This window comes from Deinococcus yavapaiensis KR-236, from assembly GCF_003217515.1.
Taxonomy (GTDB): Bacteria; Deinococcota; Deinococci; order Deinococcales; family Deinococcaceae; genus Deinococcus_A; species Deinococcus_A yavapaiensis.
Genome location: NZ_QJSX01000013.1, coordinates 124,527 through 147,607, shown reverse-complemented (window position 1 = coordinate 147,607; position 23,081 = coordinate 124,527). Strand labels below are relative to the sequence as shown.

Below are 23,081 nucleotides of genomic sequence, written 5' to 3'. Positions count from 1 at the left end.
CTTGGCTTGGATCACGCTTCTTTCGGGTCGTTCACCGCACACCGCGACACTTCCTGAAGCGGCGGGTCGAGCGCTTCTCATGTCGGTCGCCATGATGCTGCCGTTCGCGTTGGTCAACGCGCGGCATGTCGTGACTTCCAGCTTGTGGCCTCGCCGTTTGAATGCTTTGGGGGTGTTCACCGCCGGGTTTCTCGTCGTTTGGACGGCCGTGCAATTCCACATGTCTTGGATGGCCGTGGGACTTTCGAAGCTGGTCGACCCGGCGTGGTTGAAGGCGGCGGCGGTCGTGGGCGCGGTCGCTTGGATGGGCGCGTCGAAGCAACGCCAGCGGCGTCAGCATTGTTTGCAAACCGTACCCCTGGCGCCGCGCGGTTGGCGCGCGCATGCCTCGTGCCTCTCCTACGGCCTTCGCACGGCGCGCGCGTGCGTGCTGGTATGTGGGCCGTTGATGGCGGTTGCGACCGTGTTTCATCACGCGGCCTGGACGATGCTCGCGGTGTTCGGACTTCAATGCTTGGAGCGGTTCTCTTCACGCTCGACCTTGCGAACCGTGATCGTCGTGCTTGGAGTGCTCTTGCTCGTGGATCGTGTCGACTTCATGCTTTTGAGTGGTCACACGACGCACTGAAGGCGGATACCGTAGCGGTGTTGGCGAGCAGATTACCGTTCCTGTTCGATCACAAACGTCGGCTGGGCGAGAACTGAAGGGCACCTCCGTGCGGCTTTGTCGTCTCCACGACCCGTGGTTCCGCGTGAAACACTTCGAGGTCGCCTTCGTCGTGCCCGTGGTGCTCTGTGTGAAGCGTACGTTCGAGTGATTGCCGTGCGGTGCCACCACGTGCTCGGAGTTGTGGTATCGAGGAACGAAGCACACAAATGTGCCAAGTTCACTATCAAGGTATGTGACGATACGGTCAGCGCACGCCCTACCGTCATTCCTCAGCGAAGTTGCGCGAGGAGGAGACATGCGACTACAGGCGTTACTCGTCGTCTTTGGCCTCTCGGCCGCTGCAGGCCAAACGGCGCCCCCTCCCTTCGAAGTGGTGCCGTCATCAAACTATGAAGGGACGGCAGTTGGAACGTATGACGCGGCGCTTACGGTGTTCAACGACACGCCGTCCGCACTGCAAGTGTCAGCACGGGTGACAGGTACGAACGAACCAACGCAGCTTTCGTTCGTGAACGGCACGTGCCCTTCCACGAAGCCCTACAATCCGACCTTTTTGTCCAGTGCGAACAACGTCTACACCCGCTCCATCAATCGAGCGTCCGAAATTTGTCTCATCATCGGACCCTTGAGTAAAAAGGCGTCTGTGACGCTATGGACCAGTACCCCCGCGTACGTCGAGCGTGTCCCCCTGCCGCCCACGCTCGCGTCGGTCAGTCCTCCCGACAACACCTACAAGACAACGCGGTACTGGGTGCCATTCATCGTTCAGGAAACATGTTCGTCGAGCGCGACGACTAGCGTGGTCACGAACGCGAATGGCCAATCCTTCAACATTTGCACCGATCGCATCACACCCACCTCGCCCGGCGGCGGTCTGATCGGAGCGCCAAGTGTTTTGGCGGACACGTACACGGGTACGCTCGCCAACGTCCTCAACGTTGACGGCGAGAAGGTCAAGTTGAACGTCACCGTCAAGCACTTCTGGCTGTTTCCACTGCTCGTGATCTACTTGGGCTTGATGCTCGCGTCGTTCATAGAGTTTTTGAGAACGACGAAACCCGAGGCGGACAGACTCGAGGAGAAGGCCTCGAAGTTGCGGCTGCTTGAGGAGAACTCCTTGTACAAATTGATGTTCAACTTCAAGGAATTCAAGTCCCATGTCAAACGACGCCTTTCCTGGCTTGCCTTCGGCCCGGTTCCCACCCTCGACGAGCTCGAAGCGCAACGGGTGGCGGCGTCACAGTGGGCCGCGTTTCATGACGCCCATCAACGGCTGCACATGATCGACTACCAAACCACCTTCATCGGCTACCAACCGATGTTCGACCCGGCTGCCGCGCCATACCATCCCATCACCAATCCTTCCGCCATCCCCGGTGTGGTCGCTTTGCTGAACGACTTGCGTGACGAGGGCACGACGATCGGTGCAAAAAAACCGTTCCCGGCGACGGACCTTGCGGACAATCCGATCATCGTTCATAAAGTGGAAATCAAGCCTGACGAATTTGCGCGGGCGTTGAGCTTGATGCGGGACGCATTGACCATCGCCGACCTCATCAAGGAGCTTGACTTGCAACGTTCGAATGTTGAGGTGTTGACCGCGCCGGCCGCGCGAGATGCCTTGGTGAGCTTGGAGCGCCGTCTGTACAAGCCGCCAATCTCGCCGAATATCAACCTCTCGGCCGAGGATATGGCTGCGTATACACGATCGTTGATTGCCCGCTTCGACCGGTTTATCGTGGCGTACGATCGAGCGAAGGTCGACAAGTTGTTGGCAATCGCGCCGATTGGAGCTCAAACTTTCGTTCCGTACGGCATAAAGACCGCCGGTACGACGGCAGCCACGGGCGGTGTGACGTCTGGACGCGCCGCTCGGGTACTGGGCGATCATTCAGGCGAATTCGGGCGTGAGCAACGCGGCTTGGCACTTCGCCGCTCGTTCAGAGGCGCGATCTTGTTCTGGTCGGCGCTGGTGCTGGCGCTCGTGGCGGGGATGCAGGCGTTGTACATGAACGACGCGCCGTGGGGTACGTTCTGGGACTACGTCGTCGCGTTCACATGGGGAAGCCTCGTGTACACTGGGCTCTCGCAACTTACAAACGCTTTAATAGGATTGAGGAACGTTCCTTCCGCACGGATTTGATAATCAACTTTCACATTGATTGCCGCCCCGCGTTCACCGTAGTGAGCGCGGGTTGTGTAGAGTCGGTTTCAGAAGTCGGGATCCCACCAGTAGAGGCCGTCCGAGAAGGGGTTGAGGCAGCAACGTGACGGACCAGCAGGCGTGTCGATGCGACTTGCAAGAAGGCTTCCGTCGTTGGTGCTATGAGGCGTTGCTGCGCGACGTGTGCATCGGTCATGAGTGGGCCGCGTCGATCTTGCAGGACTTCGTGTCGATGTTCACGGCACGCGAGGAGAAGCCGAGTGATTTTTGGGTGTTGCTGCCGGACGCATTCAATGTGAGAAGCTTGGTCTTCGATCAAGTTTTAATGGCGGAGGCGGTGTCGATGTGGACGGAAGCGCAGCGCTTGACGCGTTGTGGCGCTATGTGAAACAAGTACTGCCCGGGGAAATCCCGGCGAGTCAACACGTCTTGACCGCGACGTCGGCCGTGGTGAGCGCGTCGGAATTACGGTCGTCGGTGGAGCGGTTGTTGACGTTGCCGCAAGACGCGAAGGTCGTGCTACGGACGCCGGAGCGCGAGGTGTTGTGGATCGTACAACCGCAAGCGCGTCGACGCCTGAGTTTGTATGACGACGCGGTGTCGGACGAGATGCTGGCGATGTTGTTCATGGAGAACGGCGCGCCGCCGGAAGAAGCGGTGAAGGTCGTCGCGCCGCAAGGAACGTTTTACGTGCCGGACGTGAAGGCAGGCTTGACGTTGTTGTTGGAGGCGGCCGATCGGGAAGGTTCGCGAAGTGAAGATGTCGGGCGGTGATAGGCGCGGAGCGCGGAGGAACGCGCGGGTGATGAACGTGGTGGGTATCGGGCGTGAGGTGGTGTGGTCGCCAGCTTGGTTGAGCGCGTGGACGGTCTAAGCCACGTTGAGCGGCAGGCAGGGTGATCGTGGCGGGGGCGTTGCTGTCGATGATGTGACAACACCGCGGCATGCGGAGCGGCGCAGCGCGACTTTGCGCCGCTTTCCGCTTTGCGTGACGGGGACGTTGTGATCGAGGGGTGTGGGCAGTTGACGGCAGCGTTGCAGGGGGCTTTGTAAGGTGGGCGCGTTTCGTGACGAGGTTGATCGACGCGGAAGCGTGTTGCACGTGAAAAGGCGGTCGTTGGAATATATACAATTCCAAGCGATCTTCATTCCACCCTCTCCGCATCCGAATGGCAAGATGTTCAACCACGCACGCTTCCACCGAGCATCAGCGACGGCGAAAGCGAAGCGAGATGGTGACGGACCAGTCGAAGTGAAAGGTCACCGCGCGTGACGCACCACAATGATTGTATATATTCCAAGTGCGGACGCCAACGACCGCCTCCCCGAACACCTCCGCCGCGCCCTCGCCCGCGGCGACATCGAAAGCGCCCTGCACCTCCTCGACGACCACACGCCCGGCAAGTCGGGCGGCGCCACGCGGCGCAATTACCTCAGCAGTTGGCGACGCTACCTTCGCTGGGCGCAGAGCGAGCAGCGAAGCGTGCTCAACGCCACCCCAAACGACGCCGTCACCTACCTCAACGCCCTGCTGCACGCGCACGCGCACGCACCCGCCACCATCCACAACCACGTCGCGCGCCTCCGCGCCTTGTACGAGCGCTTGCACGCCCTCGGCGCGCATCTCGGCCCGAATCCCTTCGACGGCCTGCGCCTCCCCACCAACCGCCCCGAAGAGCACCGCGACGTCTACACCGACGACGAACTCGATCAACTGCTCGCGCACGCCACGGTCGCGGGGCGCGCGCTGCTCCTCCTCGGTGCGCACGCCGGACTCACCGGACCGCAAGTCGTCCGGCTTCGCTGGCCGCACGTCGACTTGACACGACGCCTGTTGCACGCCGACGACCTCACGCTGCCCATCGACGACGACCTTGCTCGCGAATTGCAAGCGTACGCCGTCGAGCGCAACCACGGCGACTTGCTGCCCAGCGACGCACCCCTCTTCGACATCAAAAGCGATCACGAGTTGCGCGCGGCCGTGTACGCCGCGTGCACGCGCGCCCTCGTGCCGTACAAAGCGTGGCGTGCCCTGCGCAACCACGCCGGGCTGCGGTTGCTGCGCGCCTCGGGCGACCCGGCCCTCGTTGCCGCGCGGCTCGGCGTGCGCACCTTTAAAGCGGTCGAACCGCTCGTCAAGCTTCTCGCGCGCGCGAGCGACCACACCATCAGCGTCGACGACCGCTCCTCGTAACGCCTCGCTTTTCACGCGACCGCTGATGTTGATTCTTTAGTGGTTTGATTCTTTTTGTTGATAATTACTTGATGATCATCATCAGGGCCGCGCGGTTTTCGCGATGAACACGCGCTTTTCCTGCTCAATCGCCGGAGATGTCCGATAAAAACCCCCGGTTTTCGCCGGAGATGTCCGATACTTTCCCCCCTCAATCGCCGGAGATGTCCGAGACTAGACAAGCTGAATCGCCGGAGATGTCCGATACTTCCCCTGCTCAATCGCCGGAGATGTCCGAGCTTCAATCGCCGGAGATGTCCGACCCATCCCTGCTCAATCGCCGGAGATGTCCGATACCTTCCCCTGAAATCGCCGCAGATGTCCGTGCCGAACCCTCATCAATCGCCGGAGTAGTCCGATACCCCGCGAAGGCGGCCCATTCCGACCTCCTTTCGCGCGAGACCCTGGTGGAATTGTCGTCCTAGACGTTGAATTTCCCACCGCAACCTTCATCTGGTCTTCAGGAACGTGCGGAATCGCCGGAGTAGTCCGATACCCCTCAGCGAGAAATCGCCGGAGTAGTCCGATATGGGCGGATCGAACGCCTCGCCGTACAATGAACCGATCGAACGATGACCAGCAAAGCGTCCCGCAGCGCCCGCAAACCCGCCCGGCGTCCCACGCCCCGCCAGCACATCAGCAGCTGGGACGAACAAAACGTCGGTCGCCTCGGCCTGGTCTCGATTCAAGAACGCATTCCCGAAACCTTCGACCACTGGCAAATCGACTTCACCATCAACGGCCGCCCCGCCCGCCTCACCTGCGACGCCTTGTCCAAGTACGGCGGCGTGCCCCACGGCCTCGACGGTGACGTCGCCAACGCCATCATCGACATGTTCATCGAAAACGGCGCGCCCGAAGACGGCGTCGTCCACACCACCGCGTACCAAGTACTCAAGCGCGCGCAACTCGACACGTCCGGCCGCTACTACAAAAGCCTCAAAAGCGCGTTGTTCCGCTTGCGCACCGCCACGTACTCCGCGTCCGAAGCGTGGTACGACGCGCGCCGCCAATGGACGACCGTCACCTTCAACTACTTCAGCGAACTCGAATTCACCTCGGACTACGCCAGCGACGAAGACGACCTCGACCTCACCTCCGCCAGCGTCCTGCGCATCCGCCTTGCCGAACCGATCGTGCGTTCCATTCGCGCCAAGCACCTCAAACCTCTCGACCGTGAATTCATCGCCAGCCTCGAACGTCCCCTCACGCGCGCCCTCTTCCGCCTGCTCGACGCGCGCCGCTACCCCCCCGACGCGCGCGACACGCCCTTGTCGCAATTCGCGACGCCGCTCGTCGCATGGGCGGAAGCCTGCAAGATCGTCGATCTACGCACGAACAAAATCCGTGAAACGCTCGCCAACGCCCACGACGACCTCACCCAGCGCGGCTACCTCAAAGAAGTTCGCTACGACGGTCGCGGCCGCAAGCAAACCATCACCTACGTCTTCCAAGACGACCTTCCCCAGCAAACCGTCGAAGCCGTCGAACTCAGCGACGCCACCCTCGCCTTGACGACGCGCGGCGTCTCCACGACCGTCGCGCGTCAACTCACCGAGACGTTCGGCAAAACGCACGTCTTCGAACGCATCGAGAAGTTCAAAGCGCTGCAAGCCAGCGGCTACCACATGCGCAATCCCGTCGCGATTCTCGTGGACGTCGTGCGCTCCGACGCCGACAAGTACACCCCGCCCGGCTACGTCGAGCCGAGCGTGCGCGCGGGGCGCGAACGCCAAACTTTAGAACGCCCGGCGCCCACGCCGCCTGAGCCGCCCGCGCTGCCCGAAGATCCCGAAGAGCGCGCCAGCAACGCCATTCGCACCGTGCAATTCCTCATGCGCGATCGCTTGACCACCAGCGAGTACGCGGCGCTGCGCCTCGCGATGCTCGACGGCACCCTCGACACGCTCGTCGTCGTGCAGCAAGTCACGCTCGCCAGCGTGGAACGACGCCTCGACGCTTTCAGCGACGAACTACGCCAAGCCGTACACGGCGCGGTGTCCTGACAAGCCGACGCGCGAACACCCCGCCGCCGCGCGGTCACAAAACGTCTTGTCACCACGCGCGCATCAACGTGAGACGAGCGCCGCGTCACGACGACCCCTGAAGACGTCGAGTTCCACGCCCCTCCTTCGTCAACGCCGACGATCACCTCGTCTCAAACGAGGCACCGCGCCTCGTCGCACACGAGGAAAACAGGCGTTGCACCGCGTGCTGAACGCACGGCAAGGCGATGCGACACCCACCTCGTCGTTCTTGAGGAACGCCCCGCCGCGCTTCACGCGCTTCACGGTCGACACGAGGGAAAGCTCGTCTCGAAAAAGGACTTCTCCACGAATCGCGCGAGGGAAAGCTCGTCTCAAGCCAGGAAGCACGAACGGGAAAACACCATGCCACACGATGTTTTCATCTTGTCGACGTCGGCCTTGAGTGCCCTCTTTGATGACCTCTAAAAAAGAAAAACAACAAGCACGAAGCTCCGCGACACACCCGTGAAGAAGCTCGACGAGCGAACCAGGTCTTCGAAAACGCGCGTGCCACGATGCCTTCGTGCTCGTCTCAACCTTCCCGGCCCTTCTCGCGCGCGGCGTTGTGAGCGCCGCGCGCACCGACGACGCCTTCACGCGCGACGTCGACGTCGTCCTCGACCACGCGGCCGTGACCTTCCAAGCGCGCAGCGACGCCGCTTTGCCGCACGGCGCGGACGCGCGTTCTGCTCGCCCTCGCGTCACTCGCGACCGCCGACGGCGTCGTGCACGCCCCGGATCGCGGAGGTGCTGCGCGCCGCGGAACTCGGCGCGGGCGGCCGTCAGCACGCGGCGCTGCACTGCCTGCAACGCGCGACGTTCACGCTCGAACGCGCTCCACGCGGCAGGGGTCGCGCGCGGAAACATGCGCTTGCTCGAAGACGTGCGCGTCGAAGAGCGCCCGAACGCGGCCGGCACGACGCCGTTTCTTCACGTGCGTTGCTCGGACGTCTTCGCCGTTAACGCGCGCGCCGCGCGGTAGCAAAACGTGCAAGCGCGCCGCGTGCCCAGCGTGGCGTACAGCGCGAGCGCCACGCTGGGCACGCGGCGCGCCGCCGCGCACGGGCGCGCTGAACGTGCGCGTCACCGACTTGCGGACGTTGCTGGGCGTGTCCGGCCGCGCGGACAACGCGGCGCACCTTGGCGGCCATGCTCGGCGCGCTGCGAGAAGCAAGCCTCGTCGAGTCGTTCGAACTCGTCGGGCGCGGCGCGAGCGCGCGATGGCGCGTACAGCTCGCGAAGCCGAACGCGGACCTCGTGCGGTTGCTGCGTCAACGCGGCATGAGCGCGGCCGCTGCGGAACGCCTCGCGCAAGACCAGCCTGCCCTCATCCGCCCGATGCTCACGCGCTTCGCGCAGATCGCCGCCGAGTACGACGCACGCGGCAAGACCATGCGCAACAAAGCGGGGTTCATTCGCAACATGTTCGAGAAACCGGACGACTTTCAAGTCACGCGCGGCGAGACGAACGCACTTCCCGCGCTTGCCAACGAGCCGTTGACGCCCTCGCCGGCCGAGCCTACACACACCGCGCCGGAGGTGAACGTCGAGCGGAGGTTGTGGTTCATGTTGGAAGCTTGCACGTCCAAAGCCGAACGCGAAGAACTGCGACGACTCGTTGACGGCGGCGAGGTGATGCTCGCGCAGTTGTACGCGCGCTTGAAGATGGAAAAGGGGTCGAAGGCGCCCGATCCAAACGCGCGTCTGCGCGCCGTGGTGCGCACCGCGCTCGACGAGGCGCGCGGTACGTGATCGCGCGCGTTGAACGCGTCACCCGCTGTCGGCGGCGCGGGCGTTGTTCGCTCACGCGCACGCCCACGTGGTGCTCACGTCCACACACCCGAGCGCCACAAATCGTTCGGCGCGGCGTACGCGTGCGTAGGACGTGCGCGGCGCGTGACAACCGCGGGACACCGTCGAGCGCGAACAGTGGCTGCGCCTGGTGCGCCGCGCCTTTCCTCGTCGTCCACGAGAACACCTCGGGTCGCTTCGCGCGTTTCAACGAGCGGTCGGTACGGGGTGAGACGCGCGTCAGCCTTTGCCGTTCGTGAGGGTGAGCGAGGTGCACGTCCGCTCCGCGCAGCGGCAACGCCCACGCTTCGGCGTGCCGCTGGCGTCGCTTCACGTCGTCTCACGACGTTCCAGCGTTGCACGGCGTGCTCCACGTTCGCCTTGAGGTACCTTGAGGTACGGCCGGTTCTTTTCGAGGCCGTGGTGGCCGTTGAGCGGCACGCGCGCGTAGTTGAAGAGGCGCGCGAGCAGTGGCGATGGCGAGGCGGCGCGTGAGTTAACTTGCGGTTCACGTTCGCACGCCCTCGGCCGTCGGTGCGAGGAGGTTTCACGCGTGCGCAACGAGAACGCGTGTGCCGACTCGCGAGGACGTCCGCGCTTTTGAACGGCGTGAGGTACGCGTCGGCGAGATTTCATAAGGTGTCGGCGTCGACGGCGCGTGGGCGTCGCTCGTTCGAGTGGAGGGGCGTTCAGGTGGTGCGGGCGCAGGTGTCACCGCGGTCCACGTCGGTCACGCGTCTCCCCTGTTCGTTCCGACATAAGACGGCAACGTTCAGAAAATGGAACGCGAGGCGTTCAACGCCTCGCGTTCGTTCAGCTGCGACGTTGCCGTTTGAGCTCCCACATTTTGTGCATCCAGCGCTCGCGCGTCTCCTCGTCGTCGACGACGAGTCGCGCGAGCGCTTCAACGGCGAGGTCGACGGTGACGTCGACGCGCAGCGCGTCCATCGCGTCGGTGAGCGCACGGTCAAACGCGAGGCGCACCGAGCGCGGCACGCGGCCGTTGAGGGCTTTGAGCGGCTCGCTGGGCGCTTCGATCGCGTCCCATGGCCGCGCCGCTTTGGCGGGCGCGCTCGACGTTGTCACTTCGGGTGGCGCGACGGGTTCGCTCGGCGGTGCATCGGAAACGTGCGGTTCTGGTGGCGGCACGGTCGTTTGGACCGCTTCAGGAGGCGTGGCTGTTCCCTGAAGCGGTTCGGGCGTCTCAGCGTCGTCGAGGTGGAGGTTCTTGAGGTTCGCGAAGCGGCCGCTCACGAGGTCAACTCCGCGAACGCTCGTTCGTAGTCCATCCACGCGAGCTTGCCGTTGGGGTTTTTCACGTCGCGCACGAGGCGGCCGCTGTCGCACGCGTCACGGAACGCTTCCGTCGCGCGAATCGTGCGCGTCAGGGGCGTGATGCCGAGTTCCGCGACGGCCGCTTTGGCTTCCGCGACTTTATCGCTTTTGCCGTTCGTTTTGCGGGCGAGCGTGAACAGCACGCGCAACTTGCCCAAGTCCCGGCCGTGCTTGCGCAGCGTTTGCGCGGTGCCCGCGAGCGCTTCGAGGGTCATGCTTTCGGCGATGGCGGGCACGATCACGAGGTCGCTGTTGTCGTACAGGTCGACGAGGTCTTGGTCTTCGAGACCGCCGCGCGTGTCGATGACGATGTGGTCGTGACGGCGCGCTTCCGTGCCGAGCGCGCGCGGCGGGAAGGTTTTGAAGGGCAGTGCGTCGCCGCCGCGCGCGGTCCAGTTCGTGGCGTTGCGGCTGCGGTCTTCGTCGACGAGCATGGTTTGACCGCGTCGCGCGAGCAACGCGGCGAAGTGAATACTGCTGGTTGTTTTACCGCAGCCGCCTTTCCAGGAAATCAAGGAGATGATCATCAAGCTTATTTCTACCACATGAGTTCTATCACCCTTCAAAAAACCAAGGTTATTTGCCTACTACTTAGTCAGCTGATGTTTCATGATATCAATTAATTACAATTTCACGCAGATTATACCCAGTTCAATCTTAAGCGGTCGGCGAACGGGCGAGGGCGTTCCGGCCGCGTTTCACGGCTGCTTCCTCTTCAACGCCGCCCACCCGAGACCGTGACGCAGCAAGTCCGACCACGCGTCCACCAACGGTCGAGGCGGGCACGACACGCGCTTCGACACCACCGCCTCGTTTTCCGCAACGACGCTCACCGTCACGTCCAACGCCTCCCACACCGTCGAACGGCGCAGCTCGTGCCGAAACGCACCGCTCGGCACGAGCAACTCGTACGCTTCCACACACGTCCCGCTCCGCGCGCGTTCCTCCACCCGGACGCGCACGTTTCGCGCCGCGCCCACGTCGATCATCAAGTCACCGTCGCGCACCTCGCACGCCCACGACAACGGCGGCGCATCGTACGGCACGGCGTGCAATCGATGCCACACGTCCGCGTGCCGCACTTCCAACACCACCGCGTCGTTCGAGCACGCCGTCACGTCCGCGAGCGGCGCCACGTGCTGCCCTTCGAGCACGCTGCAACGCACGTCCGGCACGCTCTCCACGTACGCCCGCACGTCTTGCGGACGCCGCTTGCTCGGCGTGAACACCCGCACGATCGCGCGACGCAACACCTCCGGCGACGACACGCGCGACACCACGCTTCCGTCGCTCGGGTCGAGCACGCGCGCGCCGTAACTTTCCGCGCTCACGAGCACGTCGAACTCCAACGCCTCGTCGATCCACACGCGCGCGACGCTGCCGCCCGGCCGCCACCGCCCGTCCTCACACTCCCACGAAGGTTGCCATCGAAACGTACCGAACCGACCGTCGTGCAAGCGCACGCTGCCCACTTGCCATTGCCGTTCGATCAACGGACCGCGCTGCCGCGTCCACTGCCACTCGAACGCCGGTAAGATCGTCACGTCGACGCTGCGGCCCGCCGGTTGATCGTTGAGGTACAACTCGCCCACGTGCCGACCCACCGACAAGCCTGACACGCGCACGAGCGCGCCGTGCACCGGCACCCGCACGTGCTCGAACCGCAACTCCGCGCGCCCCGACCGGAACTGCTCGCGGTCCTCGAGCCGCACCTCGACCCCGCCGCCTTCCACACCGACTCCCGGCGCGAGTTGCACTGTCACGTCCGACTCGTCCGTCGGTTGCCGCAGCGTCGTACGCGCGACGTGCACGCGGTACCGCCGCCGCGTTCCTCCGTCCGACGCGGTCACGAGACGCCACAACCCCGCCTCGGTTTTATGCGCGAAGAACTTCACGGGATTCGGCGTGCCCAACGACACGCCTGCCGCTTCAAGGCGCGCGCACAACACGTCCGGCGCGAGCCGCGCGAGGTTCTTGTTCGTGTCGAGGATGAAATCCACGACGCGCGTCATGTCCCGAAACACCCGGTCGTACGCCGCCGCTTGCCGCAACATCACGTCGTCCGCGTCCGGCACGAGCCGCTGCATCAACGCGCGATCGATCGGTCGACCGGGGAAGCGGTTGTAGTACGCCCCGAAAAACGAGATGAGCTGCGCCGCCGTGAGACTGCGAATGCCCCAAATGGCGGCGATACTGTCAACGAAACGCCGCCCGCCGCTCGTTTCACGGCAGTACGGCCGCGTTTCCTCGTGCGATGTCAGCACCGCCCACAAGTTGTCGTACTGCGCGTTCGTCACGGGCCGCGGCGGCAACTCCAACTCACGGTAGAAGTTCGCCCAGAACACCCGGTCGTTTTCCGACAAGTCACGGTAAAAGGTGTACGCCCGTAAAAACGCCAAGAACAACAACTGAAACTTCTCTTGACGCGCCCACCAACCGTCGTGATCATCCCACAACGTCCGCACCGCGCGGCGCAACCACACGTACTCCTCGCCCGTAACGTGCAACCGCACCGGTCCGTCCGCGCGGACGCGCCGCAACACCTCCGCTTCGAGCGCGTTCACGCGCGCGCCTCGCCGACGTCCGCCGTCAACTCCAGCCACCGCAAGTACACCCACTGCACGATCAGCACGCGCCGCAAGTGTTCGCTGAGCGCCGCGTCGAACCCCACGGTGTGCAGCAACTCCACGCCTTCTTGCACCTCGGCGTGCCACGCCGCGAACACCTCCAAGACGTCGCTCGCGTCGATGCCCTCCAGCGGCGCGTGCACCGCGTCCATGCTCGCCAACGACTCCGCGAACGTCTCCGCGAACGCCGCCGTCCAAAACCGTGGGTTGTGCACGCGCCGCTGGAGGCGCTCCAATTCCGCTTGCAACGCCACGAAGGCCGCGTCGTGCGTCACGCCTCGCCGCAACGCCTCAAGTTCCTGCCGCGCCGTGATGAGGTCGCCTTCGAGTTGCGTCGCGCGGCGCGCTTCGTCCTCGAACGCCGCCGCGCGTTGCAGTTGCGCTTGCAGCGCGTCCGCTTCGGCGCGCGCTTCACGCAGCGAACGACGCAAATCTTCGTTTTCATCGTGCACTTTGCGCCACTCACGTTCGTACTGCGCCAAGCGCGCGTCTTCACGCGGCGCGGGCGTCGGCGTGCTCACCGGCGGTTCCGCTCGTGGACGCTGCGCGGCGAACGCGGCGCGCACCGCCGTGACGTTGTGCACCAGCGACCGCGTCGCTTCCACAATCGCGTCGACGTGCGCCTCGAACTTGAACGCGACTTGCGCGAGCGTCAGCATCTCGTCGTTGATGACGAACATGGATCCGTCACGCGTGACGCCGTCGACACGCACGTTCGGCGCGACGTCACGCCGCATCAACCGCACGTTCGGCGGCCACGCTTCCTTCGGTGCGTTCGCACGCGCCGCGCGTCCCGCGACCGTACTCAAGCGGTCGATTAAGTGATGCGCGCGCTGCTCGGGCGTGTGCCGTTCCACGAGGTTCTGCACCGCGTCCAGCAAGTCCGGAAAGGCCGACACGAGCTCCTCGGCGTGCTTGATCGTGACGCGACCGTCGGCGCTGGTGAGCTCCAAGCGTCCGTCGCTCCATAAACGCGTGACGAAGCAACGATGCCTTTGAATCGTCAACGGCTCGCGCAGCAATTTGTACGGTCGGATGTTCGTCATGAGGATCGAGGAAGCCGCGGTGATTCGACCGCGTCAATGAGGCGTTGCAGCACCGCTTCTTGCCGAAAGACGCTCATGCGAAGGTAGCGCGCGAGCGGTAAGTTCGCGCCATCTTCCAGCAGACGCTCCAACCCCACGACGAGCAGCCCTCGCGGCGCGCGGTGCGAAAACGCGGCGATGTTCGACGCGCGCGAAAGCGTCGCGTCGTCGTGGCGCTGCGCGAGAAACGCGCGGTACGCGTCGAACAACCCCACGAAGCGTTCGATCGGTTCGTCGTGCAGCGCCGGGTAGTTCACGATCAACGCGTCGTCGAGCAGCTGCGCGTCCAACGTCGGTTCGGCACGCTCGGCCAATTGCCCTTCCAAGTCGACGACGCGCTCGTGTTGTTCGCGCAGCTGCCGCCGCAACGCTTGCTGCTGCTCTTCGAACTCGAAGCGTTCGCGGCGCAGTTGCGCGCGCGCCTCGCTCACGAGCGCGTGCGACTCGGCGTTCCGTTGCGCCTCCAACGCGTCAACGCGCCGCTGCAGCGCGTCACGCTCCTGCGCCCACCGCGCTTCGGCAAGGCGCGCGTCCCGTTCATGCTGCGCGCGAACCGCGTCGAGGTGCCCACGGGCCGCGTCGATGTCGTCTTGCGCGCGCTGCGCGGCCGTACGCAAGCGAAGCAGTTCACGATCGTGCTTGCGCACGAGCGCGTTCCGTTCCTCTTGCGATTGCTGCGCGTGCCGCGCTTGCAACTGCTCGAGTCGTCGCGTCAACTTGCCGTGCTCGTTCGACAAGCGTTCGTGCGCGAGCGTCGCGTCGCGCGCCACGCGCTGCTGTTCGTGCAACTCGATGGTGAGGGCGCGCACCTGCGACCGCGCGTGCTGCAACGCCGCGCGGTCGTCCGCGCGCCCTTCGGCGCTCAGCAACCACGACGCGACGTCCAACACGTCCGCCGCGACGTCCGGCGCTTCATGTCGCTGCATCGCGTTCAAGTCGTCGTCATGCCGCGCGAGCCACGTCAGCACGAAGCGCCGCAGCAACGCCGGTTGGTGCTCGCGCAGCTTCTCCAACGCTTCAAGGACGTGCTCGGACCGCACGTCCTTGAGCGGTCGACGCACCAGCACCCGCCCGAGGTGCTCGCTTTTCCCGACGAACGCGTCGCGGTACAGGCGCGTGACATCGCCGGGCGGAAGGCTCGACACGAGCAACTGCAACCACGCGGCGTTCTCAAGGTCGAGCAGCCGCTCGATGCGGCGCGTCGTGACGTCCTCATCGTCGAGCGGTGGGGAAGCAGGGTCGGTCATGCGGGCATCCTCGTTTCGCGCGGGCGGTTCGGGCGCGTCAGGAACTGCGCGCCGGCCGCAGTCAGTTGGTACGTGACGCCGTCCTTGAACGGCGTGACCGCGACGTATCCTTCGCGCGTCGCTTCATCCAAGGTGCGTTCGATTTCGCGTTCCGTGACGAACTCCAACCGCCCGAAGAACGGCGAAAGCTGCAAAAAGGACGGCAAGGTGATCGTGTCGACGCCGCCGCGCGATCGCCGCACGACGTTGCTTTCGCCGCGCAACGTCATCAGCAACCGCACCCGGCCGAGGCCGCGCGCGTCCAACCCGCGGTCGCGCGTGCGCCGCTCGAACTCCGACAAGAAGTGCAGCAGCGTCCGCTTGACTTTGTACACGCGTTCGATCTCCTCGGTGCTGAGTTGCGTCGCGAGCAGCCACGGTCGGTCGTCGAAATTGCACGCTTGGCAGCACGACGCGGCGTCCGCGCGCCGCTCGAGGCGCTCGCGAAACGCGTCCAGCAACGCCGCGCGGCGGCAGCGACTGTCCAGCGCGTACCGCTTCATCGCTTCCAAATCGCGTTGCTTGTGCTGCAGTTGCTGCTCGAGCACGTCCGTGAACGTCGCCAGTGACGCGCGCCGCAACGTCAACGACAAGGCCGGGGCGTGCGCGCTGTACAGCACGTCCAACGGTCGTTGCTGCGCGAGGTCGAACAACGCGCGGTTCAACGCTTCAGCCGTGTCCTCGTCGAGTTGCGCGAGGTCGATCGAGCACGGGCGGCGCCCCGGACGGTACCCGAGGCGCCACAACGCGTTCGCGTGCGCCGCGCCGACGTCCGCGCCAAGTGCGTCGACGTCGAGGCTGGACAGCAAGCGCACCGTGCCGACGCGGTGCGTCACGCTGAGCGTACCGCTCGCTTCGAGCGCGGCAAGCAACCAATTCAAGTCGCCGACGTCCAACGGATCGACGCTGTCCGGCAACGCCGCGTTGACGTCCGCCACGAGTTGCTCCGCGTACCGCGTGAGGTGCCCGTCGCGCGACAGCAAGTCCACGAGGTGCCGCGCGTGCTCGAGTTGCGGCAAGCCTTGCCTCGCAAGCCACGCTTGCAAATTCCAATCGCTCGCGTCGTGCAGCAACGCCGCCCACGCGGGCGCGCCGTCCCGACCCGCCCGGCCCGCTTCTTGAATGTACGCGGGTAAACTGCGCGGCGGATTGAAGTGCACCACGAGCCGCACGTTCGCCTTGTCGACGCCCATCCCGAACGCGTTCGTCGCGACGATCACCTTGACCTCGTCGGTCATGAACTGCGTTTGCACTTCCGAACGCACCAACGCAGACAAGCCCGCGTGGTACGCTTGCGCCGCGAAGCCCAATTCCTGCAGCGCCCGCGCGAGGCGCGTGGCGGCGTTGCGGGTGGAGACGTACACGATGGCGCTCCCATCCGGGTGATCGTCACGCAACCAGTTGAGCATTTGCGTCAAACTGCCAAGCTTGTCCACCGCGGCGTCTTTCCCTCGAAAGGCGTACGCGAAGTACGACACGTTCGGACGGTCCAGCGACGCGCGCACCACCACCGAGTCGTGCAACGCGAGGTCACGCCGCAACTCCGCTTCGACGTCCGGCGTGGCCGTCGCGGTGAGGGCGCTGATCGACACGCGCAAGTCCAGTTTGTGCAGTTCGCGTAGCACGCTGCGGTAATCCGGGCGGAAGTCATGCCCCCAATCACTCAAGCAGTGCGCTTCATCGAAGACCACGCGGCGCACGAGTCCACGCCGCGCGAGGCGCCGCAACCGCTCTTTGAATTCGCTGCTGCGGTTGATGCGCTCCGGACTGACGTACAACACGTGCACGTCGCCGCGTTCCACGTCGTCGAGCACGCCGCGCTGCTCGGCGTTCGAGCGGCTGGCGTTCACGGCCGCGGCCGGCACGCCCACGCTTTGCAACGCGCTCACTTGATCTTCCATCAACGCGATCAACGGACTGACGACGACGGTGACGCCGCCTTGCAGCAACGCCGGCACTTGAAACGTGAGGCTCTTGCCGAACCCGGTGGGCAGCAACGTCAACGCCGCGCGACCGTCGAGCGCCGCGTCGATCGCTTGACGTTGCTGCGGTTTGAGGCCGTCGCGCGCGACGCGCGGCCAAAACAACGTCAGCACTTGCCAAATGGCGTCGTCGCGTGACACGCGCCCTTCCGCGAACGCCGCTTGCAACGTTCGCAAGTGCCGCGTCACGTCGTCCAGCAGATCCTCGCTCGGCAACGCGTCGCGCGGCACGCCCAGCACACTCGCCATGACGTCGTAAAACGCCGCGCGAGACGTCGGGTAGTGAAAGTGACCGCTGCGCGCCACGCTGTCCGGCAACGCCGCGAAGACCACTTCCCGGTACGCGGCGGACAGCACCCGCTTGTCCCACAGCACGAACGCGCCGTCCCCCGCACGCGCACGGTCATCGCGAATCAACCGTCCGAACGCTTGCGTGAACGACAAGAGCGCCTTGGGCAAGTAAAAGTCGTACCATGGATCAAGGCCCGCTTGCGCCACGAGTTCCTGCCGAGCACGCAGCAACGCGTCCGGCACTGGAAAGGGCAAGCGTTCGAGGTTCACGAGCTTCAAGTTCGGGAAGTCCACGCCTTCCATGAACGCGCGCGTGCCAAGCGCGATCTTCGGACCCGCGTCACGCATGACGTGCGCGACGTCTTCGCGTTCCTTACGGTTGAGCGGCATCAACGGCGTGAGCGACGCGAGAAACGACCCGGCGGCTTGCATGCGCGCGCGACTCGTGAACAACGTCAAGCTGCGCTGCGCGGCGGGCAGCACCACGCGCAACTCTTGATGGTACAAGCGTTGAAAGCGCTCCACGTTCTCGCTGCGCGCGCCCGGCAAGTGCTGCGGAAAGACGACGTGCGCGCGTTCGTACGGCAACGTCTCCGGTAAGGTGAGTTCCACCGCGTCGTCCGGAAGGCCCAGCGTGCGCTTGAAGTACGCGTAATCGCCGCTTGGCGTGAGCGTGGCGCTCGTGAAGGTCACGCTGCGCACGCGCGCCCACACTGCGCGCAAGTGCACCGCGAGGTCCACCGGGCGCCGCACGTACGACCAGCCTTCCTGCGGATGCCAATGCGTCGTGTGAATAGCGTTGTCCCACGGCAAGGTGTGCCGCGCGAACGCCACGTGGATGAAGTCGTCGAGGTACTGCAGCGTCGGTTGCGTGAGGCCGCGCACCTTCTTGCCGCGCAGCAACCGCAACGCGTCCCGCACGCTTTTGAGGGCGTCGAGCGTCATGAGCTCCACGCGCTTGAGGCGCTGCCAATCCGCGCTGGCCAACGCCAGCGGCGTCAGCAAATGCTGCACGCCGAACTGCGCGTCACCGTCACCGTGCTGCTTCACGAACGCGTCCACGCGCGGCGCGAAGTCCGCGAGCGCGTCGAGCGCGCCGGGCACGAGCGTGTCGCGCAAGTGCCGCGCGACGTCCACGTCGTCCGGGTGGACGTTGCGACCATCGCGCAGCACGCCACGTCGCCGTGCGCGGTCATCCAGGCGCCGCAAGTGAAACGCGAGGCGCTCGCCGCTGAACGCCACGCTGTACGCTTCGGTCGCGACGTCCTCAAGGTTGTGCGCTTCGTCGATCACCACGTGCGGTTTGCTCGGCGTCACCTCGTCCGGCGCGTCGTCCCGCCCGAGGGTCGCGAGCAGCCACGCTTGATTCGTCACCCAAATCGACGCTTGATCACGCTGCCGCGCGTCCGTTTGATACGCGCACACCGCGTGAAACGCGCACTCCGAACGGCAGCGCCCACCGTACGACTCCAACGAGAAGCTCAACGCCCGAAAAGCCGCGCTGTACTGCCAATGCGCCGGAAGCGCCTCCAACTCGAAGTGACCGGCGGTCGCGTACGCGGTGAGCGTCGCGAGGGCCGCCGCGGCGTCCGCGCCGTCCTTCACGTCATGCGCGACGAGCGCGTCGTGCAACGCCTCCAAACACACGTAGTTGCGCGCGCTTTTCACGGACACCGCGCTCGTCTGGTACGCGTGCGCGCCTCGTTCGAGTTCTTCGAGCGCTTGCCCTTGCAGCACTTTCGTGTGCGTCGCGATGATCACGCGTTGCTTCGTACGGCCCGCGTGATGCAACGCCGGAAACAAGTACCCTTTGGTCTTGCCCGTTCCCGTCGGCGCTTGCACGAGCGTGACGTGACTGCCCGCGCGTTCTTCGAGCGCGCGTTGCACCGCGCGCGCCATGTCCGCTTGCGGCGCGCGCACCTGCCCGTCCGGTTGTCGTTTCACGCGAAAGCTTCCCGCGAGCGCGAGGACGTTCGCGGCGTCCACGCTCGCGCTCGGAAAGCGCCGCAGCACGGCTTGCGCGACGCTCGACGACGCGTTGCGCCCCGCGAGGTCGCGCAGCACGTGCGGCAACTGCGTTTCGCTCACGTCACCCGTCTGCACGACCTGCTCCGCCCACGCCGGGAAGACGTTGTCCGGCGCGGGAAACACCGGGCCGTGCGACGCCACGCGCGGCACGCGCGCCGGAACGCGCAGCGTCCGCTCGAAGAACGCGGCGCGTTCCTCGAACGCGGGCGGTTCGTCCGGGTAGAAGCGCGCTTCGGGCAAGCGCAGCGCCGCCCACGCGCGCCGAACGCTCGGCGAAGGCGCGTCGCGCAGCAGCGCGCGCAACACCACGTCGCACGCGACGCAATCGTGCGCCGCGCGGTGCGCGTGCGCCAACGCCTCTCCCGTGAAGTACTGATAGAGGTCGCTCAAGCGATACCCGGTCAAGCGCGCTTCCCGTTCGTCGTCAAGGCGTCGCGACGGCGGCGTCGGGTACCGCACCCGCGCCCAGTGCAACGTGTCCACCGCGTTCGCGTCGAGCGCGCCCGGCGGGCACGGCAACTGCGCTTCATCAAGGACGCGCCGCAGCAACGGCAAGTCGTACGCGTACACGTTATGGCCCGCCAGCGGCTGCTCGCCCACGAACGCCACGAACGCCCGCAGCACCCGCGCGAGCGGTTGGCGCGCGCGGCGGTACTCCTCTTCGGGAATGCCGGTAAGTTCGAAGATGTCCGGTGGAACGTCTCCGCGCGTCATCGTGAACGCTTGAAAGGTGCGTCCATCCGCACGGTGCCCGGCGATCTCGATGATCTCCGCCGCGTCCGGATCGATCGACGTCGTTTCCACATCGAAAAACACGAAGTCTTCAGGCGTGACGTTACGCATGACGGTCCTGCAGGAACGGCGCGTTCGAAGCGGCGGTGTTCGCGAGCGTGAGCCGCGCGAAGCGCGCCATGAGGCGCTTGACGCCCACGCCATCGAACCGCACCGTCACTTCAAGGTCCGCGCCGTCCGAGCACACCGCTTCCACGATGCCCGCACCGAACTTGGCGTGCTGCACGCGCTGCTGCGGCGTGAACGTCGTCAAGTACGCTGTGGACGCGTGGCTTGACGAGAAGGTGGGTTTCGTGACGTCACCGTTCGCAGTCGGGACGAGCGCCGCGAGGTCCGGGTACGCGTCGTCGCTCGGGTTCTCGTCGAGCGGCCCGAGCATCTCCCACTGCTGCGCGTCTTCTTCGTGCAAATCTAGCGCGGCGAGCAGATCGCGTTGCCGCGCCACGTCGTACAAACGCTGCGCTTCTTGCGCGACCGCGTGCACCTGCTCGGGCGGCGTGTGTTGCGGCCACCACGTGCGGAAGTACCGATCGAGGTGCAAACGGCGCGGTAAGCGCGCCAACGCGTACGCGTCGTGCGTGCTCCACGCTTCTGGCGCTTTGCTCAGCGCGGCTTGCACGCGGTCCACGTCCGCCAAGACCTGCTCGTGCTCCGCTTCAAGCAAGAACGGCGAAGTGGGCATGGTCGTCACGACGTGCACGTGCAGCGTTTCTTGCGGTCGCGTCAACGCGACGTACAAGATGCGCCGCTCTTCTTCGACACGGTCCGGCCCTCCAGTGGGAATCGTCCCCGCGTTGCAATTCGGGATGAACACGATCGGCCACTGCAAGCCTTTGCTGCGGAAGATGGTGGTGATCGTGACGACGTCCTCGTCATCGTTGAGGTTCTTGCCGACCTTTTGAAAGGAGATGTAATCGAGGTGCTGCAAGAACTCCGCGCTCGTGCCTTTCGCGCGCGCGTACAACACCAACGCGCGAACGTTGTTCACGCGACCTTGCGCCGTTTCCGGCAAGCCGCCGTGCCGCAGCAAGTACGCTTCGTACGCCAAGCGGTGCACGAGCGCGTCGAGCGTCGCTTCCGCCGTCGCGTCGTGCGCGTCGTCCGCCAACCACGTCAGCACGTCCGCGAGGTCTTCGACGCGGTCGCCGAGGCGGCGGTCCACTTCCCCAGCCGCGATGCGCAACGCCTTGGAGAAGGTCATGCCGTGCTGCACGACGCGTTGAAACACCGCGTCCGCCAACACTTTCGGCATGTACCGAACGGGTCGGTTGTACACGAGGTCCCACCACGCGCGCGCGTCACGCAGCGACCGTTCGGGCACGCCTTTACCGACGCGTAAGTCCCGTTCCAGCAACGCCAAGCGCAGGTACGCGAACAACGCGAGCAGTTCGCTACGCTGATAAAACGGCACGTTGCCTTTCACGACGTACGGCACGCGCGCTTCAATCAAGAAGTGCTCGATGAACGGCGTTTGCGCGTACATCCGCACGAGCACCGCGACGTCACGGCGGGCCCGACCGCCCGCGAGGGCGTCTTGAATTTCCGTGACGACGCACCGCGCAAGGTCTTCGGCGTTGTCATGCTGATGCAAGAACGTGCGGCCGTGAAAGCCGCGCGTGAGGTTGAGGCGTTTGGGTTCGCGTTTCGTGTTGCGTTCGATGACGCGGTTGGCGAGCGCGAGGTGCGACGCGCATGACCGGAAGTTATCGCGGATGTAGTACTTCACGGCGCCGTACCGATGCGCGAAGTTCAAGATGAAGTCGACGCTCGCGCCACGCCATTCGTAAATGGTTTGATCGTCATCGCCGATTGCCATGTAATTGCGGTGCTCGCGCGCGATCAAGTCGAGCATTTCGCTTTGCGCGAGGTTGACGTCTTGAAACTCGTCGACGATCACGCATCGGTACTGCCCTTGCGTTTCGCGCAGCACATCCGGAAAGCGCACCAAGGCTTCCCAACCGGTCAAGAGCATGTCGTCGAAGGTGACCATGCCGTGCTCGAGCCGCACCGTCTCGAACGCTTGGTACAACGCCAAATACACGCTGTCCGGCGATGGGTTTTGCGCTTGCGTCGCGACGCGCAGCGCTTCTGGCGGAAGCGCTGCGCGCGCGAGGTCCGCGTACCGCAAGTTGCCTTTGCAGATGCTGACGTACCCTAAGAAGTCCTCGCGGTCGAGACTGTCGGGAATGTCGAGGCCTTCTTTGCGGGCGCGGGCGACGGCCCGCGCGAAGATGACGGCTCCGAGGTTGCCGCCGTCTTGATCGTTGAGCTGCAAGTTGTCGTAATGCCCGAGGCGCTGCGCGCGGCGAATGACGCGGTACCCGACAGAGTGCAAGGTGGTCGCGTGCACGTCCGAGCAGTGCGGCCAACGCGCGAGCGCCGCGCGAATGTCCGCAGCGGCAGCACGGCTGAAGGTCGTCGCGAGAATTTCCTTGGGTCGGAAGGTGCCTTCACGAACGAGGCGTTCGATACGGTGCACCATGGCGGTCGTCTTGCCCGCGCCCGCCACGGCGAACACGAGCGCGGGGCCGTGGTCGTGCGCGACGATGCGTTGTTGTTCGGACGTAAGGGGAATTGCGCTGCGCGTCATGCCAAAGACTCCTCGAGTGCGTGCGCTTACTGTAGTGCGTCGCGGGTCGCTTTGAAACGCAAATGACACGACGCGACCATGGTTGCGCTCGGCGCAAACAAAAACGTTCGGCCAATTGTGAAGCGTGTGGAGAAGCGAGCACCGAAGAACGCGTGTACTCAACCTGACTGCTTGGGGGCG

At 64.9% G+C, this 23,081-nt stretch carries 15 protein-coding genes; 8 read left to right on the top strand and 7 right to left on the bottom strand.

The features are described from left to right. Positions 1-79: 79 nt before the first annotated feature. The 8 genes from DES52_RS15940 to DES52_RS15905 all read left to right on the top strand — a co-directional run bounded on the left by DES52_RS15940 (position 80) and on the right by DES52_RS15905 (position 8,846). Positions 80-628 (top strand): copper chaperone, encoded by a 549-nt coding sequence (locus DES52_RS15940; protein WP_170131097.1) that lies wholly within the window; start codon positions 80-82, stop codon positions 626-628. A 337-nt stretch (positions 629-965) separates the two neighbouring features. Then, the gene (locus DES52_RS15935; protein WP_146237328.1) at positions 966-2,813 is read left to right on the top strand and encodes a transposase; all 1,848 of its coding nucleotides are present in this window, start codon (positions 966-968) and stop codon (positions 2,811-2,813) included. A 190-nt stretch (positions 2,814-3,003) separates the two neighbouring features. Further along, complete coding sequence (locus DES52_RS15930) at positions 3,004-3,222, top strand: hypothetical protein (protein ID WP_146237327.1); 219 nt, start codon at positions 3,004-3,006, stop codon at positions 3,220-3,222. Then, positions 3,219-3,608, top strand: a complete 390-nt coding sequence (locus DES52_RS15925) for a hypothetical protein (RefSeq protein ID WP_110887822.1) — start codon at positions 3,219-3,221, stop codon at positions 3,606-3,608. The genes DES52_RS15930 and DES52_RS15925 overlap by 4 nt, the downstream gene beginning before the upstream one ends. Before the next feature lie 508 nt (positions 3,609-4,116). Then, complete coding sequence (locus DES52_RS15920; RefSeq protein WP_110887821.1) at positions 4,117-5,028, top strand: tyrosine-type recombinase/integrase; 912 nt, start codon at positions 4,117-4,119, stop codon at positions 5,026-5,028. 611 nt (positions 5,029-5,639) lie between these two features. Beyond that, entirely contained in the window at positions 5,640-7,073 is a 1,434-nt protein-coding gene (locus tag DES52_RS15915; protein ID WP_110887820.1) for a replication initiator protein A, read from the top strand. 544 nt (positions 7,074-7,617) lie between these two features. Then, entirely contained in the window at positions 7,618-8,076 is a 459-nt protein-coding gene (locus DES52_RS15910) for a hypothetical protein (RefSeq protein ID WP_110887819.1), read from the top strand. 167 nt (positions 8,077-8,243) lie between these two features. After that, positions 8,244-8,846 carry a hypothetical protein gene (locus DES52_RS15905; protein ID WP_110887818.1) on the top strand — a complete coding sequence of 201 codons (603 nt, stop codon included), beginning with the start codon at positions 8,244-8,246 and terminating at the stop codon, positions 8,844-8,846. An 852-nt stretch (positions 8,847-9,698) separates the two neighbouring features. Here the strand turns inward: DES52_RS15905 and DES52_RS15895 are convergent. The 7 genes from DES52_RS15895 to DES52_RS15865 form a co-directional block, all read right to left on the bottom strand. Continuing rightward, a complete protein-coding gene (locus DES52_RS15895; protein ID WP_110887816.1) occupies positions 9,699-10,139 on the bottom strand; it encodes a hypothetical protein in 441 nt (146 codons plus the stop codon). After that, positions 10,136-10,747 carry a ParA family protein gene (locus DES52_RS15890; protein WP_110887815.1) on the bottom strand — a complete coding sequence of 204 codons (612 nt, stop codon included), beginning with the start codon at positions 10,745-10,747 and terminating at the stop codon, positions 10,136-10,138. Before DES52_RS15890 ends, DES52_RS15895 begins: the two co-directional genes overlap by 4 nt. Before the next feature lie 171 nt (positions 10,748-10,918). Further along, on the bottom strand, positions 10,919-12,784 hold the full coding sequence (locus DES52_RS15885; protein WP_110887814.1) for a hypothetical protein: 1,866 nt from the start codon (positions 12,782-12,784) through the stop codon (positions 10,919-10,921). After that, positions 12,781-13,893, bottom strand: coding sequence for a hypothetical protein (locus tag DES52_RS15880; RefSeq protein WP_110887813.1), 1,113 nt, complete (start codon positions 13,891-13,893; stop codon positions 12,781-12,783). Before DES52_RS15880 ends, DES52_RS15885 begins: the two co-directional genes overlap by 4 nt. Then, positions 13,890-15,179 carry a coiled-coil domain-containing protein gene (locus tag DES52_RS15875; RefSeq protein ID WP_110887812.1) on the bottom strand — a complete coding sequence of 430 codons (1,290 nt, stop codon included), beginning with the start codon at positions 15,177-15,179 and terminating at the stop codon, positions 13,890-13,892. The genes DES52_RS15880 and DES52_RS15875 overlap by 4 nt, the downstream gene beginning before the upstream one ends. Further along, positions 15,176-20,362 carry a RecQ family ATP-dependent DNA helicase gene (locus DES52_RS15870; protein ID WP_170131096.1) on the bottom strand — a complete coding sequence of 1,729 codons (5,187 nt, stop codon included), beginning with the start codon at positions 20,360-20,362 and terminating at the stop codon, positions 15,176-15,178. The genes DES52_RS15875 and DES52_RS15870 overlap by 4 nt, the downstream gene beginning before the upstream one ends. Next, entirely contained in the window at positions 20,355-22,901 is a 2,547-nt protein-coding gene (locus DES52_RS15865; RefSeq protein WP_110887810.1) for an ATP-dependent helicase, read from the bottom strand. The genes DES52_RS15870 and DES52_RS15865 overlap by 8 nt, the downstream gene beginning before the upstream one ends. Positions 22,902-23,081 lie beyond the last annotated feature (180 nt).

What these genes read in the sequence shown, in the direction of transcription:
- DES52_RS15940 (WP_170131097.1), top strand. Translation starts at nt 80, where the DNA reads ATGTCGGTCGCCATGATGCTGCCGTTCGCGTTGGTCAACGCGCGGCAT.
- DES52_RS15935 (WP_146237328.1), top strand. Translation starts at nt 966, where the DNA reads ATGCGACTACAGGCGTTACTCGTCGTCTTTGGCCTCTCGGCCGCTGCA.
- DES52_RS15920 (WP_110887821.1), top strand. Translation starts at nt 4,117, where the DNA reads ATGATTGTATATATTCCAAGTGCGGACGCCAACGACCGCCTCCCCGAA.
- DES52_RS15915 (WP_110887820.1), top strand. Translation starts at nt 5,640, where the DNA reads ATGACCAGCAAAGCGTCCCGCAGCGCCCGCAAACCCGCCCGGCGTCCC.
- DES52_RS15905 (WP_110887818.1), top strand. Translation starts at nt 8,244, where the DNA reads ATGCTCGGCGCGCTGCGAGAAGCAAGCCTCGTCGAGTCGTTCGAACTC.
- DES52_RS15890 (WP_110887815.1), bottom strand. Translation starts at nt 10,747, where the DNA reads ATGATCATCTCCTTGATTTCCTGGAAAGGCGGCTGCGGTAAAACAACC.
- DES52_RS15880 (WP_110887813.1), bottom strand. Translation starts at nt 13,893, where the DNA reads ATGACGAACATCCGACCGTACAAATTGCTGCGCGAGCCGTTGACGATT.
- DES52_RS15875 (WP_110887812.1), bottom strand. Translation starts at nt 15,179, where the DNA reads ATGACCGACCCTGCTTCCCCACCGCTCGACGATGAGGACGTCACGACG.
- DES52_RS15870 (WP_170131096.1), bottom strand. Translation starts at nt 20,362, where the DNA reads ATGCGTAACGTCACGCCTGAAGACTTCGTGTTTTTCGATGTGGAAACG.
- DES52_RS15865 (WP_110887810.1), bottom strand. Translation starts at nt 22,901, where the DNA reads ATGACGCGCAGCGCAATTCCCCTTACGTCCGAACAACAACGCATCGTC.